16 protein-coding genes are annotated in these 15,176 nt (G+C 67.5%); 12 read left to right on the forward strand and 4 right to left on the reverse strand.

Annotated elements, in window-relative coordinates; translation table 11 throughout:
* Positions 1-22: 22 nt before the first annotated feature.
* From PQI66_RS13185 to PQI66_RS13240, 12 genes are all read left to right on the forward strand, one after another.
* Positions 23-1,180 carry an FAD-dependent monooxygenase gene (locus tag PQI66_RS13185; protein WP_339998987.1) on the forward strand — a complete coding sequence of 386 codons (1,158 nt, stop codon included), beginning with the start codon at positions 23-25 and terminating at the stop codon, positions 1,178-1,180.
* The gene (locus PQI66_RS13190) at positions 1,177-1,968 is read left to right on the forward strand and encodes an ABC transporter permease (RefSeq protein ID WP_339998988.1); all 792 of its coding nucleotides are present in this window, start codon (positions 1,177-1,179) and stop codon (positions 1,966-1,968) included. Before PQI66_RS13185 ends, PQI66_RS13190 begins: the two co-directional genes overlap by 4 nt.
* A 158-nt stretch (positions 1,969-2,126) precedes the next feature.
* Positions 2,127-2,894: an ABC transporter permease gene (locus PQI66_RS13195; protein ID WP_339998989.1), complete on the forward strand. Its 768-nt coding sequence runs from the start codon at positions 2,127-2,129 to the stop codon at positions 2,892-2,894.
* Positions 2,887-3,702, forward strand: coding sequence for an ABC transporter ATP-binding protein (locus PQI66_RS13200; RefSeq protein WP_339998990.1), 816 nt, complete (start codon positions 2,887-2,889; stop codon positions 3,700-3,702). Before PQI66_RS13195 ends, PQI66_RS13200 begins: the two co-directional genes overlap by 8 nt.
* A gap of 53 nt (positions 3,703-3,755) precedes the next feature.
* Positions 3,756-4,730, forward strand: a complete 975-nt coding sequence (locus tag PQI66_RS13205; RefSeq protein ID WP_339998991.1) for an ABC transporter substrate-binding protein — start codon at positions 3,756-3,758, stop codon at positions 4,728-4,730.
* A gap of 144 nt (positions 4,731-4,874) precedes the next feature.
* A complete protein-coding gene (aqpZ, locus tag PQI66_RS13210; RefSeq protein WP_339998992.1) occupies positions 4,875-5,642 on the forward strand; it encodes an aquaporin Z in 768 nt (255 codons plus the stop codon).
* A gap of 154 nt (positions 5,643-5,796) precedes the next feature.
* Entirely contained in the window at positions 5,797-6,354 is a 558-nt protein-coding gene (locus PQI66_RS13215) for a 2-oxo-4-hydroxy-4-carboxy-5-ureidoimidazoline decarboxylase (RefSeq protein WP_339998993.1), read from the forward strand.
* On the forward strand, positions 6,351-6,680 hold the full coding sequence (gene uraH / locus PQI66_RS13220; protein WP_339998994.1) for a hydroxyisourate hydrolase: 330 nt from the start codon (positions 6,351-6,353) through the stop codon (positions 6,678-6,680). Before PQI66_RS13215 ends, uraH begins: the two co-directional genes overlap by 4 nt.
* 6 nt (positions 6,681-6,686) lie before the next feature.
* Positions 6,687-8,150 carry a nucleobase:cation symporter-2 family protein gene (locus tag PQI66_RS13225; protein WP_339998995.1) on the forward strand — a complete coding sequence of 488 codons (1,464 nt, stop codon included), beginning with the start codon at positions 6,687-6,689 and terminating at the stop codon, positions 8,148-8,150.
* Positions 8,147-9,436, forward strand: coding sequence for a guanine deaminase (gene guaD, locus PQI66_RS13230; RefSeq protein WP_339998996.1), 1,290 nt, complete (start codon positions 8,147-8,149; stop codon positions 9,434-9,436). The genes PQI66_RS13225 and guaD overlap by 4 nt, the downstream gene beginning before the upstream one ends.
* Positions 9,437-9,461: 25 nt before the next feature.
* Complete coding sequence (locus PQI66_RS13235) at positions 9,462-10,529, forward strand: MBL fold metallo-hydrolase (RefSeq protein ID WP_339998997.1); 1,068 nt, start codon at positions 9,462-9,464, stop codon at positions 10,527-10,529.
* Positions 10,526-11,257, forward strand: a complete 732-nt coding sequence (locus PQI66_RS13240) for a DUF6226 family protein (protein WP_339998998.1) — start codon at positions 10,526-10,528, stop codon at positions 11,255-11,257. The genes PQI66_RS13235 and PQI66_RS13240 overlap by 4 nt, the downstream gene beginning before the upstream one ends.
* Here PQI66_RS13240 and PQI66_RS13245 read toward each other — a convergent pair.
* From PQI66_RS13245 to alc, 4 genes are all read right to left on the reverse strand, one after another.
* Positions 11,229-11,744, reverse strand: coding sequence for a glutathione peroxidase (locus PQI66_RS13245; RefSeq protein WP_339998999.1), 516 nt, complete (start codon positions 11,742-11,744; stop codon positions 11,229-11,231). The two genes, PQI66_RS13240 and PQI66_RS13245, sit on opposite strands and share 29 nt — an antisense overlap.
* A gap of 116 nt (positions 11,745-11,860) precedes the next feature.
* Positions 11,861-12,250, reverse strand: a complete 390-nt coding sequence (locus tag PQI66_RS13250) for a GtrA family protein (RefSeq protein ID WP_339999000.1) — start codon at positions 12,248-12,250, stop codon at positions 11,861-11,863.
* A 167-nt stretch (positions 12,251-12,417) separates the two neighbouring features.
* The gene (locus PQI66_RS13255; protein ID WP_339999001.1) at positions 12,418-13,983 is read right to left on the reverse strand and encodes an NAD(P)/FAD-dependent oxidoreductase; all 1,566 of its coding nucleotides are present in this window, start codon (positions 13,981-13,983) and stop codon (positions 12,418-12,420) included.
* Between the two features lie 142 nt (positions 13,984-14,125).
* Positions 14,126-15,166: an allantoicase gene (alc, locus tag PQI66_RS13260; RefSeq protein ID WP_339999002.1), complete on the reverse strand. Its 1,041-nt coding sequence runs from the start codon at positions 15,164-15,166 to the stop codon at positions 14,126-14,128.
* Positions 15,167-15,176 lie beyond the last annotated feature (10 nt).

Below are 15,176 nucleotides of genomic sequence, written 5' to 3' on the forward strand. Positions count from 1 at the left end.
CTGCAGACTCAAGGAGAAGAGAATGAAGACAGCAATCGCAGGTGGTGGGGTCGGCGGACTCGCACTGGCACTGGGCCTGGTTCAGCGCGGCGTGGACGTCGCAGTGTACGAACAGGCTCCGGAGTTCGGGCAGGTCGGTGCAGACGTGAACCTGACACCGAACTCGACACGCGCTCTCGACGGGCTGCACTCCGAACTCGGCGCCACACTCCGGACCACGGGTGCCCGACCCCGGCGACGGCTGAGCCGTCGGTGGGACAGCGGAGAGGTCACGTCCGACCTCCCGATGGGGGATTCGGCGGAGGAACGGTACGGGGCACCGCAGCTGACGGTGCACCGCGCCAGTCTGCTCGACGCGCTCCGCGCACTGCTCCCCGAGGGCGTGCTCCACCTGGGGCACCGACTCGACCATGTCGAGAACCTCGGCGACCGTGTGCGGCTGCACTTCAGCGGCGGACAACCGCCCGTCGAGGCGGACGCCCTGGTGGGCGCGGACGGTATCCACTCCGTGGTACGCGACAGTCTCTTCGGGGAACAGGATGCGGAGTACACCGGGCTCGTCGCCTACCGGACGGTCGTCCCGGGCCCCCGACTGCCTGGCGTACCGAACCTGGACTCGTTCACCAAGTGGTGGGGTCCCGACTCCGAGCGTCAGCTGGTCACGTTCCCCCTGAACCGCGGACAGGATCTCTTCGTCTTCGCGACGGCCGGGGAGGAGGAGTGGACCGCGGAGTCGTGGACCACCACGGCCAACGTCACGGAGTTCCGTGAACAGTACGCCGACTTCCATCCCGAGGTCACCGAGATCCTCGGGGCCTGCGACCAGGTGATGAAATCAGCGTTGCGGGTGCGCGACCCGATGCAGCGGTGGAGTGACAACCGGGCCACTCTGCTCGGGGACGCGTGTCACCCCATGACACCGTTCATGGCGCAGGGTGCCGGCCAGGCGATCGAGGATGCGGTGGTGCTGTGCCGGGCCCTGACGGAAGGCAGCGACGTGCCGGTGCCTGCGCGTCTTCGGGCCTACGAGGACGCGCGTCATGACCGTACCGCCCGGATCCAGGTGACCTCACGCGCCAACGACTGGCTCAAGTCCGGTGACGAGGCCGACTGGTTGTACGACTACGACGCGTGGAACGTCCCGCTCGCCCTGCCGACGAGAGAGAGGAGCCACCAGTGAAGGTCGTACGTGACCCCCTTTCCACTCCCGGCGCAGTCGGCCTCGGCGTCGTCGGCGTCGTCGGCAGTGGGCTCGTCGCTGAACTGATCCTGCGGTCCAGCCTCATCACCACCGAAGGACTGCCGATCCCGAGTCAGGTCATCGGAGGCGCGATCGACCTCCTGCCCGACTCCGCCTTCTGGAGCGAAGTCCTGTTCACGCTGGGGGAGTGGGGGCTGGGGATGCTCCTGGCCTGCATCGCCGGTGTGGCGCTGGGCGGTCTGATGGGCGCCTTCCCCGCCTGGCACACGGCCTTTGAATGGCCGGTGGAGGCGTTCCGCGTGCTGCCGTCGGTCGCCCTGGCGCCGATCCTCGTGCTTCTGGCCGGCCGGGGGATGATGTCCCTGTCCATCGCCGTCGCGCTCGCCTGTGTGTGGCCGATCCTGCTCAACACGATGTACGGGGTGCGAGGAGTGGACCCGACGTCCGTGAACACCGCCCGTACCTTCGGTCTCACCAGCATGCAGATCCTGGCGAGGATCAAGATCCCCGCCGCCCTCCCCTTCGCGTTCACGGGTATCCGCATCTCGGCGTCCATCGGCCTGCTCGTTGCGGTGTCGGTTGAACTCCTCGTCGGGGACGGGTCGGGTATCGGCGGCTTCATCCTGACCCAGTCGGCTAATGCCGTGAACCTGGACGCGGTCTACGCGGCGACCGTCATCGCCGGCATCATCGGCGTGATCGTCAACCTGGTGCTCGCGCAGGCCGACTCTCTCCTGTTCGCCTGGAAGAAAGGGCTGGAACAATGACCGACCTGACCAACACACCTCCCCGGACGGCGGAAAGTCCACCCGCCGGGACAGGAACGACGGAGGCGGCTCCGGGGCACACCGGCAGCCGGGGACGACTGGCTGCCGCAGCCCCTCAGTCACCGAGGTCCGGCGGCCCGCGATCCCGGACAGCAGCCGTGGGACGGACCGTCCTGCTGCGGCTCAGCGTACCGATCCTCATCGTCGTCGTCTGGTGGATCGTGTCACTGGGCACGACCAGCGGACTCTTCGTCCCTGCTCCGTCCGAGGCGGTCCGGACCTTCTGGGACGAGTTCATTCTCGGCGACGCCGTGGTGGAACACACACTTCCGAGCCTCTACCGTGCGCTCGTCGGTCTCGGACTGGCGATCATCATCGGCATCGTTGTCGGTGTCGCGTTGGGAATGTCCACGATCCTCACCGGGCTGTTCCAACCACTGGTGCACCTGGGCCGGTCACTGCCGTCTCCCGCACTGTTGGGCGTTTTCTTCTTCCTGTTCGGGATCGGGGACGCCCCGAAGATCTTCCTCATCGCGTTCGCCGTGGTGTGGCCTGTCCTGCTCAACACCATCGACGGCGTCGGTGCAGTGGGGGAAACACGCTCACAGGCAGCGCAGGTCTTCCGTGTCCCGGCGCACCGGGTCCTCGTCTTCATCGTCCTCCCCGGCGCCGCGCCCAAGATCTTCGCCGGGATCCGCACCTCCATGTCCTACTCGTTGATCATGATGATCATCTCGGAGCTGCAGCGTTCGGAGAACGGGCTCGGCTTCCTGCTCATCCAGTCCCAACGCAACTTCGACTTCGGGACCTTCTTCGCCGTCCTGATCATGCTGGTCATCATCGGTGTGGTCTTCAACGTCATCTTCAAGACCATCGAACGCCGCGTCCTGGCGTGGCACAGAGGAGTCACTGCTCAAAATGACTGACACAACTGCGACAACGACAACGGCCACCGTCGCTCCCCCGGAGCTTGAACTGGACGGACTGTCCAAACGGTACGGCGAGAATCTGGCGGTACGGTCCATCTCGGCCACCGTCCCCGCCCACAAGATCACGGTGATCGTCGGGCCGTCCGGCTGCGGGAAATCCACGCTGCTGCGGATGATCTCCGGGCTGGAGAAACCCAGCGAGGGTACCGCCGTCTTCGAGGGAGAACAGGTCAACGGCGTTCCCGAGGGGTTGGCGATGGTCTTCCAGGACTACTCGCGTTCCCTGTTCCCCTGGATGCGCGTCGACAAGAACATCGCCTTCCCGATCCGCAGCCTGCCGGCGGAGGAGCGGCGGCGACGGGTCAGGGAAAGCATCGACGCCGTCGGTCTGGCGGGAAAGGAGCAGCTCTACCCGTGGCAGATGTCCGGTGGCATGCAGCAACGGGTGGCGATCGCCCGCGCTCTCGCCTCGCAGCCGAAGTTACTGCTGATGGATGAACCGTACGCCTCCGTGGATGCCCAGACCCGCGCCGACCTGGAGGACCTGTTGATGACCATCCAGGCCAGGTTGGGGGTCACCGTCCTGGTTGTCACCCACGACATCGACGAGAGCGTCTACCTCGCGGACCAGATCGTGGTGCTGTCGAAACCGCCGAGTGTCGTGGCCGAGGTGATCGACGTCGGGCTGGAACGTCCACGGGACCACCTGAACACCAAGACCTCGAAGGAGTTCATCGACATCCGTGCCCGGGTCACGTCACTGCTCCGCCCGTCGGCCACGGCGGCGGAAATCCATCACACCTGATCACACGCGCGGCATACGGGGTTCCGTGCGTCGCATCGACTTCTGGAGGAAGCATGTTCAAGACAACGAGAGCGGTCGGTGCGGTGGGCGCGGCGACTCTTCTGATCACCGCCGCCGCCTGCGGAGGAGGCGCTGACTCCTCGACCGGAGGCGCCGGCCCCGACGGCATCGAGCAGACCGATATCAGCGTCGGCGCACTGCCGCTCGCCGACTACTCCACGCTGTGGTGGGCCGACGAGAACGGGTTCTTCGAGGACGAGGGCCTCAACGTCTCCATCGAGCCGGTGCAGGGCGGACCCGTGGGTGCGCAGATGGTGGCCAGTGGTGAACTCGACTTCACCACCTCAACGACGTTCAACACCGTCAGTGCCACCGACAACGGCATGCCGATCGAGACGGCCGCACTGGTGAGCGGATCGGCGGACAACTCCATCGCAATGTACGTCAACCCGGATTCTGACATCCGGGGGATCGAGGACCTGGACGGGAAGACCATCGGCATCAACAACACCAACAACACCGGTGACGTCACGTTCAACGCACTCGCCAAGTCCCTGGGTGTGGACGTCACACCCACATTCATCGAGGTCCCCTTCACCGAGATGCTCACGGGTGTCCAGTCCGGGGCGATTGACGTCGGCTACTCACCCGAACCGTTCCTCAGCGCAGCGTGGGCTGCCGGGATGCGTCAGATCATCGACCTGACTGACGGCCCGAACAACGAGATCGCGACATCGAACATCGTGTCCAGCAAGCGCTTCCTCGACAGCAACCCCAACACAGCCTCGGCATTCGCCCGGGCACTGTACGCCGCGAACGAGGATATCCTGGCCAACGAACAGGCCTGGAGAGACTGGATCCCGTCCATAGCCAAGATGGACGAGGGGACCGCCCAGGACATACCGATGCCGGTCTTCTTCACCGAGATGGATGAGGCGGCGTTGCAGCACATCGCCGACCTGATGATCGACCAGGACATCATCAGTGACGACTACGACGCCGCCGAGTTCGCCTGGACCGCCCAGTAGCTCCCACCTGGACATGCGCGGGTCGGTTCGTGGTGGTATCAGCTACTGCCTCCCGAGAAATACTTATGCAGGGTATTCCCATTCTGCGGGCATCGTGTTACTTAGTAGAACCACTCACGTGGAACAACTGAACAAGGAGACACCATGCTCACCCCTCCCATGTCCAAACGACTCTGGGCCGAATTCCTCGGCACGTTCTGGCTGGTCTTCGGCGGGTGCGGTTCCGCCGTGCTCGCCGCGAAGGTCGTCACGGAAGACTCCATCAACATGGGTATCGGTTTCGTCGGTGTCTCCCTCGCCTTCGGCCTGACGGTGGTCACCGCCGCCTACGCCGTCGGCCACATCTCCGGCGGTCACTTCAACCCGGCCGTCACCCTGGGCTGCGCCGTCGCGAAGCGTGTCGAGTGGTCCGCCGTCGTGCCGTACTGGGTCACACAGGTCATCGGCGCCACGGTCGCGGGCGGGGCCCTGTGGGTCATCGCCGACGGGAAGGACGGCTTCAGCGCCTCGGAGTCCGGCTTCGCCACCAACGGCTACGGTGAGTTCTCTCCGGACGGCTACTCACTCGCTGCCGTTGCTCTCGCCGAGGTCGTGCTGACCGCCGTGTTCCTCTGGGTGATCCTCGGGGTGACCTCGAAGAAGGCGCCCGCAGGTTTCGCGCCGTTGGCCATCGGCCTGACCCTGACCCTGATCCACCTGATCTCCATCCCGGTGTCGAACACCTCGGTGAACCCGGCACGCTCCCTGGGCGTGGCGTGGTTCGCCGGCGGCGATGCGCTCGGTCAGGTGTGGCTGTTCATCCTGGCTCCCTTGGTCGGTGCGGCGATCGCGGGCGTGAGCTACGCCTTCCTCACCGGTGACGAGGACGAACCTGCCGCGGAAGAGGAGGCCCGGGTCGGGGCACACGCCTGACCGATTCCGGTAGCGGGCACGGTTTCCGAGTCTGGACGAGCCGAGTTCGCCAACTCGCCACGTCCAGACTCGGAAACCGTGCCTGACCCGAACTTCTCCGCCGGGAAATTCCGGATTAACCCGGGAGAAACAGTGCTGAACCACACTGAGGGCCATGACAACACCAGTGACACCGATCCCCGCCGCCGTCACGCTCGACGAGTTCAACCGGGTGGCGGGCGCGGATGCCGCCGCGCTCGTCGACCGGGTGGCGGAGCTGTTCGCCAGCAGGACCCTCGCCGCGGCGCTCGTCGACCTCCGGCCGTTCGTCTCCGTCGACGCGTTGTGCGCGACGGCGTCCGTCCTGTGCCAGGAACTGGACGAGGCCGAGGTGCTGGAGTCGGTCAACGCGCACCCTCCGATCGGCGGTGCCGTCGTCGAGGGGAGCCTGTCCGCCGCGGAGCAGACGGCAGCCACCGGTCGGGGGCCGGAGGACGGCGAGCTGCAGGCGATCCGGAACCTGCAGCCCACCTACCGGGACAAGTTCGGGTGGAACTTCCTCGTCAGGGCCGCCGGACGCGACAGCCGGCAGATCCTCGACAACCTGGTCGAGCGGCTCGCCCACGGTCCGGAGGACGAGTGGCCGCTGGTCGTGGAGAACCTCGACGCGATCAACCAGTTGCGCTTGCGTGGTTTCGTGGCCGGCGCAGAGTGCGGGGAGGATGAGGCATGAGCCTGTCCACCCACGTCCTCGACACCGCCACCGGCCTCCCCGCCGCAGGGATGACCGTCACGCTGTTCACCGCGCAGGACGTCCCGGTCGAGTCCGGGACCACCGACGCCGACGGTCGCTACCGGTTCGTCGCGGAACTGGAGCCCGGGACGTACCGTCTGCGCTTCAACACCGGCGCGTATCTCGCGGACACCGGGACTCCGTCGCTCTACCCCTACGTCGACGTCACCTTCCTCGTCACGGGTGAGCGTGGTGGCGCCGGCGGGCATCTCCACGTCCCGTTGCTGCTGTCACCGTTCGGCTACTCCACCTACCAGGGGAGCTGAGGTCACGTGAGCGCACCGGAGAAGGCAGGCCACATCGCGGGCACGATCGGCGCCGTCGCGCCGGACGGCACCCACCCGGTCGACCAGAAACCACCGTTGGGCAGGACATTCATCCTGGGTTTGCAGCATGTGCTGGCAATGTACGCCGGGGCGGTCGCCGTCCCCCTCATCGTCGGTGGTGCACTCGTCGCCGCCGGTGAGTTCGACGCCGGGGACATGCACCACCTCATCGTCGCCGACCTTTTCGTCGCCGGTGTCGCCTCGGTGATCCAGTCCCTCGGCGTCTGGCGTTTCGGTGCGCGTCTGCCGTTGATCCAGGGTGTGTCGTTCGTGGCCGTCGCCCCGATGATCGCCATCGGGTCGGAGCACGGCATCACGGCGATCTACGGGTCGGTCATCGCCACCGGCGTGGTGATGATGCTCGTCGCACCGTTCTTCGCCAAGGTGGTGAAGTACTTCCCGCCGCTGGTCATCGGCACGATCATCACCGTGGTGGGGCTGTCGCTGCTGTCGGTCGCCGGTGGCTGGCTGTTCAACCAGAACGGCCCGGCGGAGGAGCAGGGAACGGGCCAGAACTTCCTGCTGGCGCTGGGTACACTCATCACCGTGATCTGCATCCACCGTTTCGCCCCGGCGGCGTGGCGCTCGATGGCGGTGCTCGGTGGCATCATCGTCGGTACGGTCGCCGGCGTGTTCGTGGGGGCCAGCGACTTCTCGGGGGTGGGGGAGGCGGACTGGGTCGGTGTCCCCACACCGTTCCAGTTCGGCACGCCCACCTTCGACATCGCCTCGATCCTCACGATGGTGCTGGTCGGCCTGGTGATCATGACGGAGACCAGCGGAGACATCGTCGCCGTCGGGGACATCACGGGCCGCCGCGCCACCGGACGTACTCTCGCCGACGGCCTGCGCGCCGACGGCCTCGCCACCTTCCTCGGCGGCATCTTCAACACCTTCCCGTACTCCGCCTTCGCACAGAACGTGGGGCTGGTGTCGTTGTCGCGGGTCGCCAGCCGCTTCGTGGTGACGGCGTCCGGCCTGATCCTCATTGTTCTCGGCCTGCTGCCGAAGGTCGGGGAGGTCGCCACCGGTATCCCGTCGCCCGTGCTCGGTGGGGCGGGTGTCGCGTTGTTCGGCATGGTCGCCGCTTCCGGGATCAGGACGTTGTCCACCGTGACCTGGACGGAGACCCGCACGCTGATCGTCGGGGTGTCCGTCGCCCTGGCGATGCTGCCCACCGTGTTCGACGGACTGTACGCCAACGTCCCGGCCGGTCTGGAGATGATCCTCGACAGCGGGATCACCGTGGGCGCGGTCACCGTAATCGTGCTGAACCTGCTGCTCAACCGGCAGGGCGGCGGGCACCTGGCGGAGCCGACCCTGCCGGACGAGGCAGGTGCCGTCAATGAAGTCAATGAAGCCGATGAAGCCGATGCGACGGATGCACCGGCCCCCCAGGCGGCACGATGACGGGCACCGCGCGGACGACCGTCGTCCTCGGCCACGTGGTCACCCCGACCGCGTCTGACCCCGGCGGCTTCCTCGACATCGCGTCCGGTGCCGTCGCCCATGCTGATGGCACGATCCTGGATGTCGGTGGTGCGCAGGACGTCCTGTCCCGGCACCGCGGCGCGCTGGTCGAGGACCACGGTGACCGGTATCTCCTGCCGGGCTTCGTCGACGCCCACGTGCACTACCCGCAGATCGGCATGATCGCCTCGCCGGGGCTGGAACTGCTCGACTGGCTGGAGCGGTTCACCTTCCCCGCCGAGGCCCGGTTCGCCGACGACGACCACGCCGACCGGGTGGCGGACTTCTTCACCGACCAGCTCGTCGACAACGGGGTGACCACCGCGTGCGTGTACGCCACGGTGCATCCGGGCAGCGCGGACGCGCTGTTCCGTCATGCCCGGGCGAAGAACCTGCGGGTCATCACCGGCAAGGTGTGCATGGACCGGGGTGCGCCCGACCACCTGCTCGACACACCGTCCTCCGCGGTGGAGGACAGCGTCGCGCTGCTGGAGAAATGGCACGGTGTCGGGCGCCTGGAGTACGCGATCACCCCACGTTTCGCACCGACATCGTCGGACGCCCAGCTCACCGCCCTCGGTGAACTCGCCGCGTCCTACCCGGACGTCGTGGTGCAGACGCACCTGTCGGAGAACACCGCGGAGATCGAGCGGGTGCGCACGTTGTTTCCTGGTACACGTGACTACACCGACGTCTACGACCGGGCGGGGCTGGTGCGCAGGCGGGCGGTCTTCGGCCACGGGGTGCACCTGACCGACCGGGAACTCGGCCGTCTCGCCCAGGCGGAGGCGTCCGTGGCGCACTGTCCCACCTCGAACTTCTTCCTGGGTTCCGGCCTTTTCGGGGTCACCCGGGCGCAGTCCGTCGCGGGTCTGCGCGTGGGCCTGGGGTCGGACGTGGGCGCGGGGACGAGCCTCTCGCCGCTGGTCACCCTGGGGGCTGCCTACCAGGCGTCGCGCATGCTCGGCGCGCCGTTGGACGTCGCCCGGCTGCTGCGCCTGGCCACCCTCGGCGGTGCGGAAGCGCTGGGTGTGGAGGATTCGGTGGGGTCACTGGAGAAGGGGAAGGACGCCGACCTCGTCGTCCTCGACCCGTCCGCCGCGTCGAACTCACCGGTGCTGCGGCACCGGGTGGAGTGCGCGGAGACCCTCGAGGAGATCCTCTTCGCCACGATGGTCCTCGGCGACGAACGAGCCGTGGTGCGGACCATTGTCGCCGGTGAGTGAACGGCGGCGGGTACGCTGACTGCACATGGCAGAACGTGCAGACAGCCGCATCACCCCGATCTTCCGCGCCCAGTACCAGGCGGCGCTCGGCAGCACGGTGCCTGCACCGGTACGCGTCAGCACCGTCGACGGTGAGTTGTGGGTGCGTGCCGTGCCGATGCCGGGGGCGGGTGTGATGAACAGCGTGTTGTCGGTCATCCACCTCGGGGACCGCGGCGTCACCGTCGTCGACCCGGGGTGGGCCGGTGGCAAGGCGCAGGACGCGACGGGCAACGTCCTGCGCCCGCTGGACGCGTTCCTGCGCGAGCGGGGGCGGCGTCTGGAGGACGTCACCGACGTGGTGGTGACGCACGCGCACCCGGACCACATCGGTGCGACGGCGGAGATGCTGCAGGCCACCGGTGCGCGGTATCACCTGGGCGCCGTGGAGCAGCGCACCGTGGACGCCGCCCGCACCGGCCGGTCGCAGGACGACTACGCCGTCGAACGGCACACGATCGGCGCTCCGGACGGGGTGCTCGACAAGTTTCCCTTCCCGCTGGCGACGAAGGGGCTGCCGCCGTTCATCCCGCGGCAGCGTCCGGACCGGTTGCTGGAGGACGGGGACCTGCTGCCGGATCACGGGGTGACCGGGGAACTGGGGTGGCGTGCGGTGCTGACGCCGGGGCACACTCCGGGGCACCTGTGTTTCGCCGACGACCGGCGCAAGCTGCTGGTCGCGGCGGACCATGTGCTGCCGGAGATCTTCCCCGGTATCGGCCTGGGGGTGGCGTCCCTGGGAGGCAACCCGGTGAAGGACTACCTCGCGGCGCTGGATCGGCTGGCGGAGTTCGACGACTACACGGTGCTCCCCGGCCACGGCTACTGCTTCACCGGGCTGGCGGCCCGGCGGCAGGAGACCCGCGACCACGTCATGGAGCGTGCCGACGAGGTGTCGCAGGTACTGGAGTGGAACCCGGAGATCAGCGTGTGGCGCCTGGCGGGTCGGCTGACGTGGAGCGGTGGGTGGGACTCCCTGGCGAACTCGCCGATGGTGTGGTCGGCGATCCGGCAGACGATGATGTACCGCGACCTGGTGCTGGAGGAAGTATGAAGGACGAGATCCTCGCTGCCGTCGACCGCGAGTACGCCACCGACCCGCTCAGTGCCGTGACATGGGACGACCCGCATCCGGACCTCGAGGTCAGGTACATCAGGGACGAGGAGTACTCGCGGGTCACGGATCCCGGGCGGTTCCGGATCGTCGGTGCGCGGGTGGACGCCTGGGAGCGGGCATTGGTCGGACTCGGCCTGGCGCATGCGGAGCCGGTGGTCACGCCGTCAGGGTGGAATCAGGCGCCGTCACAGGAGGCGGCGATGCTCGTGCCGTCCGCGGAGGGGGCGCGGCCCCTGGTGCTGGCGAAGCCCGAGCTCGACGGGGTACAGGGGAGCGTACTCGTGACTGGCATCGGTGTAGCGGGGAAGCGCAACGAGATCGAGGAACTCGGCTTTGCGCCAACCTGCGGCTGCGACGCGTGTGACAGTGGGAGCGACAGTTTCCTCGAGGAGGTCGACAACGCAGTCTGGCGTGTCGTCGGTGGCTTCATCCGGATTGCCGGTGACGGCTGGTTCGTGGAGAGGTCGTCGGTGGGCGGCCTCATGTCCAGCGATGGTGATGTCGAGCCACCCGTGGACATTGACGACATTGACGAGCAGGTCGACCGCGCCCGCGCAGGGAAGATCACCCGGGGACACGTCCTGATCGGGGAGCCGTGGTGGGCGGGGCTTGAGCGGAGGAACGGCAGCTACCGGGCTACAGCGCTGCCTCAACGGCGTCGATGACCTCCGGGGCGTCCGGCACGGTGGCGGGGCGGAAGCGCGCGAGGACCTCGCCGTCCTTGCTGACGAGGAACTTCTCGAAGTTCCACTCCACGTCGCCGGCCTTGCCGTCGGTGTCGGGGGTCTTTGTGAGCTCGGCGAAGAGCGGGTGGGCGTCCTCGCCGTTGACGTTGAGCTTCTCGGTCAGTGGGAAGGTCACGCCGTAGGTGGCGGAGCAGAACTCCGCGATCTCCTCGGTGCTGCCGGGTTCCTGGCCCATGAACTGGTTGCAGGGCGCGCCGAGGACGGTGAGTCCGCGGTCCCGGTAGTCTTCGGCGAGCTTCTCGAGGGCGGTGTACTGCGGGGTCAGGCCGCACTTGGACGCCACGTTGACGATCAGCAACGGGCCGCTGAACTCCGCGAGGTCGATGTCGCTGCCGTCGAGGGCGTGTACGGGAATGGACTTGATGTCGGTGGTGGCGGTGCCGTCTGTGTTGTCCGGGGAAGTCATGTGCGCGATGGTACGCGTCCGGATGGGCTGTCATCTGAGCCACCGTCCAGGCCAATAAACAGCCGATCCTTGACCCCTGTGGTGACTCAGATGACACGGGACAAAAACACTGTCTGTTAGCGCCTGGTGGAACTGCCGCGGAACACCCAGAAGTTCTGCAGCAGGAAGTTCAGTGCCGTGGCCACCCCCTGGGACACGAACCACGACCAGAAGTACACGGCGGGCATGGCGGGGAGGGTGTGCCGGACGAGGTGGTCGACAAGCACGGCAGCGGTGAAACACAGGACGTAGGACACGGCCGCCCGGAGTTTCTCCGCCCGCGTCCGCTCGCCGCTGAACGTGAACCAGCTGTTCAGGTAGTACGCGGCAGTGCTGCCGACGATGTAGCTTCCGCCTCTGGCGAAGGCGTCGGGGACACCGAGATGCAGGAGCAGCGCCCTGGTCGAGAAGTCGACGACGGCGCCGACGACACCGACCATGCCGAAGCGCAGGATCGTCCGGAACAAGAGACTCCTCGGTGACGGCGGTGTGCTGGGGTCACGTCGCTGGGGTACGCGACCTCTGATCACAGTACCGGAGACGTCTCCTGGTGAGGATGTCATCTGAGCCACCGCCCAGGTCAATAAACAGCCGATCCTTGACCCCTGAGGTGGCTCAGACGACATCCGGCCGTTCAGTACCGCGGTGCCACCGGGAACCACGCCTCGCCGTCGCGGTGCCGGCCGACGTTGCCGACCTCCTGATGCTCGAAGGCCCGGAACTCGGAGAAGAAGTCCGGCCAGTTCTCCCGGGTGATGTCCGTGGCGATGCGGTTCGCCAGGCGCGTCACCCCGGCGTAGATCCCGGACAGCTGGTTTCCCGCCACCGCGTGCGAGGCCCGCGCGCCGGTGGACAGATGGAACAGCCGCGGGATGTAGGACGCGGCACCGGACGGGGTATCACTGCCGTCAGTCTCCTTCGCCTGGAACTGGAAACCGTCGCCCAGGTACGGGCACTGCCCCAGCGGATGGCCGACGGCACGGGCAAACCGGTCCGACCACAGGGCGATGTCCGGCAGGAATTCGCTCAACTCGGGACGCAGCCCCAGGTCCACGGTGTAGCCGGTCGCCGAGATCACGAAGTCCCCGACATGCTCCTCGCCGCGGTCGTCGGTCACCACGACCTCAGCACCTGAAGCGTCAGCTCCACCCACGCCGTCCCGTACCTCGGCGGACGCCCACCGGGTGCCGGTCAACAGCCGGAAGTTGTCGTGGGCGAAGGCGCGCCACACCGAGGCCTGCGTCGGCGGCTGGGGGAGGCCTCCGTTGAACAGGGAGAACTCCCACTTCTCCTCGTCGGTGAGGTCGAAGAAGTGCTCCTGCATGCCGGGGAACTCCATCCAGCGCAGCGAGTTCTGCCGGGGGATGTCCGTACGCCGGACGTGCATCTCCACGCTCGCGGCACCCGCCTCCAGTGCGGCGGAGGCGTTGTCGAACCCGCTGGCACCGCCGCCCAGTACGATCACCCGTCGACCCCGCAACGCGGCGAAGTCGATCGGGTCCTCGGTGTGCGCCCGCACCTGCGGTGGCAGCGACTCGACCAGGGGCGGAAGGAATGTCCCGCCGCCACCGACGAGCCCCATGGCGAAGACGATCCGCCGGGCACGGTAGGTCACCGACTCTCCACCGCACTCGGCCGCGACGTGGAAGTAGCCGTCCGCGTCAGGCCTGGTCACTCCCGTGATACGGGTGTGGAAGTCCACGTCGGCTCCGGTGGTCTCCCGGTACCAGGTGAGGTACTCGTTCCAGTCCTCGCGGGGGGTCAGGTCGGTGGCGGCCCAGGCCTCGGCACCGTACTTCGCCTCGAACCAGCGTTCGGTGTGCAGCGACGGGATGTCGAGTTCGATGCCCTTCATGTTCTTCGGGCTGCGCAGCGTGTGCATCCGCGCGTACCGGGTCCAGCAGCCGGCTTCCCGGGCCGGACCGGCCTCCAGGACCTTCACCCCGCCGATGCGGTGCCGGGACAGGGCGAACGCTGTCCCGAGCCCGGCCTGGCCGCCGCCGATGACCAGCACGTTGTGGGCGCCGTCCGCCGGAGCGGGGACCCAGTCGTGGTTGTGTCCGATCAACGCCATGTCGGCACGCGCCCGGGTGGCGAGGGCCGCCAGGTTCGACCGGGCGACGTCGTCCGGAAGGGGTTCCGGACGGTGGCGTGCGGGGTGGTCGGGCAGGGCGGTGGTACGGGGGATCACACGGGTCATCGGTCGATCGGCTCCGTTCTCGTCGTCGGCGCCCGAGGGTGGGCGGCTGTCAGAAGCGAGAGTTTAGGAACCGCCTGTTTCGACGGAGTTTCGTGCAGATGTTCCCGTGGTTCCGAAGGGGAGCCGGGGTAGGAGGCCCCTTTTACCAGCGGCTTTCGATGTCGAGTTCGCCGTTGTCGGTCAGCTCTCCCCACACGCGCAGTCGGGAGATACCCCCGTCGGGGTAGACGTCGGCACGGACGGCGACGATCGGCGTCGGCCCGGTGGTGCCTTCGGCGGTGTCGGACACGGCGAAGCGGTGCCGGGTGTCCGGCAGCACCCTCGTCTTCCCGACGAGTTCGGCCTCCTCACCGTCGGCGGTGATGCCGGTGAGCTTCACGTCGCCGGGCGCGTTGAACACGAAGTAGGACGTGTCGAACTCGATCCAACGCACGCGTCCCTCCCCGGCGAGCTGGACGGTGACCGAGTCGTTGCCGTCGTCGCGCCGCCGGGCGTTCTCCCAGCCGCCACCCATGTTGTGGGCGCGTCCGATGGAGATGATCTGGTTGGGGTGAGAGTAGAACATGTTCGTGCACTCGGTGACCCGTCCGCCGTTCTCCACCGCAGCGAGGTCGATGGTGCCGGTGATGAACCGGGGGTCCGGGGCGGGCTGTCCGTGGACGCGCAGGCGGGAGATGCCGCCGTCGGGGATCATCTCCAGCTTCACGTGGGTCACGCGGCGGGCCGCGGCGTCTCCGGCGGGGAAGATCTCGAGGTGGTGCTTGTGGTCGCCCTTGGCGTCCATGGGAGCGACGAGGGTGAACCACCGGTCGTCGGGCAGGGCGGCGAGCTCCTCGCCGGTGAGGTACTCGTCGCAGGTCAGGCCGTGCACGGCGATCTGGGGCGGGTAGTTCCCCTTGAACCAGGCGGTGTCGACGACGATGCCCTTGATGTGCCCCGGGACGCCGAGGCGCACGATGGCGGCGTCATTCTCGCCGACCTCGTCGTGGCGCCGCCGCCGGGTCTCCCACCCGTCGTAGACCTTGCCCTTGTTGCCGAACTCGTTCGGGTCGAAGGCCGGTTCATGCGGCATGATGAGGTTCTCGCGCTCGGCGAAGGACTCGTCGGACGCCCACACCACGGAACCGGCCAGCGCACGGCTGGCGAGATCGGGGTAGGACAGGAAGTCGTAGTGTTCGGTCATGGTGCTCCTC

It is taken from the genome of Corynebacterium sp. USCH3 (genome assembly GCF_037619475.1).
Taxonomy (GTDB): Bacteria; Actinomycetota; Actinomycetes; order Mycobacteriales; family Mycobacteriaceae; genus Corynebacterium.